Below are 3088 nucleotides of genomic sequence, written 5' to 3' on the forward strand. Positions count from 1 at the left end.
GTTTTAGTTAAGTCCTCGATCGATTAGTATTCGTCAGCTACACATGTTGCCATGCTTCCACCTCGAACCTATCAACCTCATCGTCTCTGAGGGATCTTACTCTTTAAAAGATGGGAAGTCTCATCTTGAGGGGGGCTTCATGCTTAGATGCTTTCAGCACTTATCCCGTCCATACGTAGCTACCCAGCTATGCTCCTGGCGGAACAACTGGTACACCAGCGGTATGTCCATCCCGGTCCTCTCGTACTAAGGACAGCTCCTCTCAAACTTCCAACGCCCACGACGGATAGGGACCGAACTGTCTCACGACGTTCTGAACCCAGCTCGCGTACCGCTTTAATGGGCGAACAGCCCAACCCTTGGGACCGACTACAGCCCCAGGATGCGATGAGCCGACATCGAGGTGCCAAACCTCCCCGTCGATGTGGACTCTTGGGGGAGATAAGCCTGTTATCCCCGGGGTAGCTTTTATCCGTTGAGCGACGGCCCTTCCATACGGTACCGCCGGATCACTAAGCCCGACTTTCGTCCCTGCTCGACTTGTAGGTCTCGCAGTCAAGCTCCCTTCTGCCTTTACACTCTTCGAATGATTTCCAACCATTCTGAGGGAACCTTTGGGCGCCTCCGTTACTTTTTGGGAGGCGACCGCCCCAGTCAAACTGCCCGCCTGACACTGTCTCCGAACCGGATCACGGTCCTGGGTTAGAAGGTCAACACAATCAGGGTGGTATCCCACCGGCGCCTCCACGTAAGCTAGCGCTCACGCTTCGAAGGCTCCCACCTATCCTGTACAAATTGTGCCAACATTCAATATCAGGCTACAGTAAAGCTCCACGGGGTCTTTCCGTCCTGTCGCGGGTAATGCGCATTTTCACGCATAGTATAATTTCACCGGGTCTCTCGTTGAGACAGTGCCCAAGTCGTTGCACCTTTCGTGCGGGTCGGAACTTACCCGACAAGGAATTTCGCTACCTTAGGACCGTTATAGTTACGGCCGCCGTTTACTGGGGCTTCGGTTCAGCGCTTCGTTTACACTAACGCGTCCCCTTAACCTTCCAGCACCGGGCAGGTGTCAGCCCCTATACTTCGCCTTGCGGCTTCGCAGAGACCTGTGTTTTTGCTAAACAGTCGCTTGGGCCTTTTCACTGCGGCTTCTCATGCAAGAAGCACCCCTTCTCCCGAAGTTACGGGGTCATTTTGCCGAGTTCCTTAACGAGAGTTCTCCCGCTCACCTTAGAATACTCATCTCGCCTACCTGTGTCGGTTTGCGGTACAGGCACCTATGTCCTCACTAGAGGCTTTTCTTGGCAGTGTGAAATCGGGAACTTCAGTACTTATTTCCTTCCCCATCACAGCTTATGATGGCCAGACGGATTTGCCTATCTGACTCACTCACTGCTTGGACGCGCTCTTCCAGCCGCGCGCTTTCCCTATCCTCCTGCGTCCCCCCTTTGTTCAAGCGGACATGAGGTGGTACAGGACTATCAACCTGTTGTCCATCGCCTACGCCTTTCGGCCTCGGCTTAGGTCCTGACTAACCCTGAGTGGACGAGCCTTCCTCAGGAAACCTTAGGCTTTCGGTGAAGAAGATTCTCACTTCTTTTTCGCTACTCATACCGGCATTCTCACTTCTAAGCGCTCCACCAGTCCTTTCGGTCTGACTTCGCTGCACTTAGAACGCTCTCCTACCATTGTTCGAAGAACAATCCGTAGCTTCGGTGATACGTTTAGCCCCGGTACATTTTCGGCGCAGCGTCACTCGACCAGTGAGCTATTACGCACTCTTTAAATGGTGGCTGCTTCTAAGCCAACATCCTGGTTGTCTGGGCAACGCCACATCCTTTTCCACTTAACGTATACTTGGGGACCTTAGCTGACGGTCTGGGTTGTTTCCCTCTCGACTATGAACCTTATCACCCATAGTCTGACTCCCAAGGTAATATCTTTGGCATTCGGAGTTTGACTGAATTCGGTAACCCGGTGGGGGCCCCTAGTCCAATCAGTGCTCTACCTCCAAGATACATCCCTTGAGGCTAGCCCTAAAGCTATTTCGGAGAGAACCAGCTATCTCCGTGTTCGATTGGCATTTCACCCCTACCCACACCTCATCCCCGCATTTTTCAACATACGTGGGTTCGGGCCTCCAGTCAGTGTTACCTGACCTTCACCCTGGACATGGGTAGATCACACGGTTTCGGGTCTACGACCCCCTACTTCATTCGCCCTATTCAGACTCGCTTTCGCTGCGGCTCCACCTTTTCTGGCTTAACCTTGCAGGAGATCGTAACTCGCCGGTCCATTCTACAAAAGGTACGCCGTCACCCATTAACGGGCTCCGACTACTTGTAGGCACACGGTTTCAGGTTCTCTTTCACTCCCCTCCCGGGGTGCTTTTCACCTTTCCCTCACGGTACTGGTTCACTATCGGTCACTAGGGAGTATTTAGCCTTGGGAGATGGTCCTCCCGGATTCCGACGGAATTTCACGTGTTCCGCCGTACTCAGGATCCACATCGGAGGGCTCAATTTTTCCATTACAGGGCTGTTACCTTCTCTGGCCGACCTTTCCAGATCGCTTCATGTAAATTCAGCCTTTCTCACTCCATATGATGTGTCCTACAACCCCAAGAAGCAAGCTTCTTGGTTTGGGCTAATTCCGTTTCGCTCGCCGCTACTCAGGAAATCGCGTTTGCTTTCTCTTCCTCTGGGTACTTAGATGTTTCAGTTCCCCAGGTCTGCCTCATTTAACCTATGGATTCAGTTAAATGTCCTACTCCATTACGAGTAGGGGGTTCCCCCATTCGGAAATTCCCGGATCAATGCTTACGTACAGCTCCCCGAGACATATCGGTGTTCGTCCCGTCCTTCTTCGGCTCCTAGTGCCAAGGCATCCACCGTGCGCCCTTTCTTACTTAACTAATGATGAGCTAATGCTCTACAGTAAAAAAGACGTTTGGTCTTACTTTGTTTGATGTCTTGTCATCAGTTTCGCTTCAGCTTTTGCTTCCGTTTTGTTTATCCTTACGGACAAACCCTACGTTTGCTTCGCCTTCACGTTCTGATTATCTTATCTAGTTTTCAAGGTGCAT

General features: G+C 51.9%; 1 rRNA gene. It reads right to left on the bottom strand.

The features are described from left to right. Positions 1-3: 3 nt before the first annotated feature. Positions 4-2917: ribosomal RNA gene (locus tag ASE01S_RS15210) — 23S ribosomal RNA — on the bottom strand. Positions 2918-3088: the final 171 nt, after the last annotated feature.

The sequence above is a fragment of the Amphibacillus sediminis NBRC 103570 genome, assembly GCF_001552275.1.
Classification (GTDB): domain Bacteria; phylum Bacillota; class Bacilli; order Bacillales; family Amphibacillaceae; genus Amphibacillus_B; species Amphibacillus_B sediminis.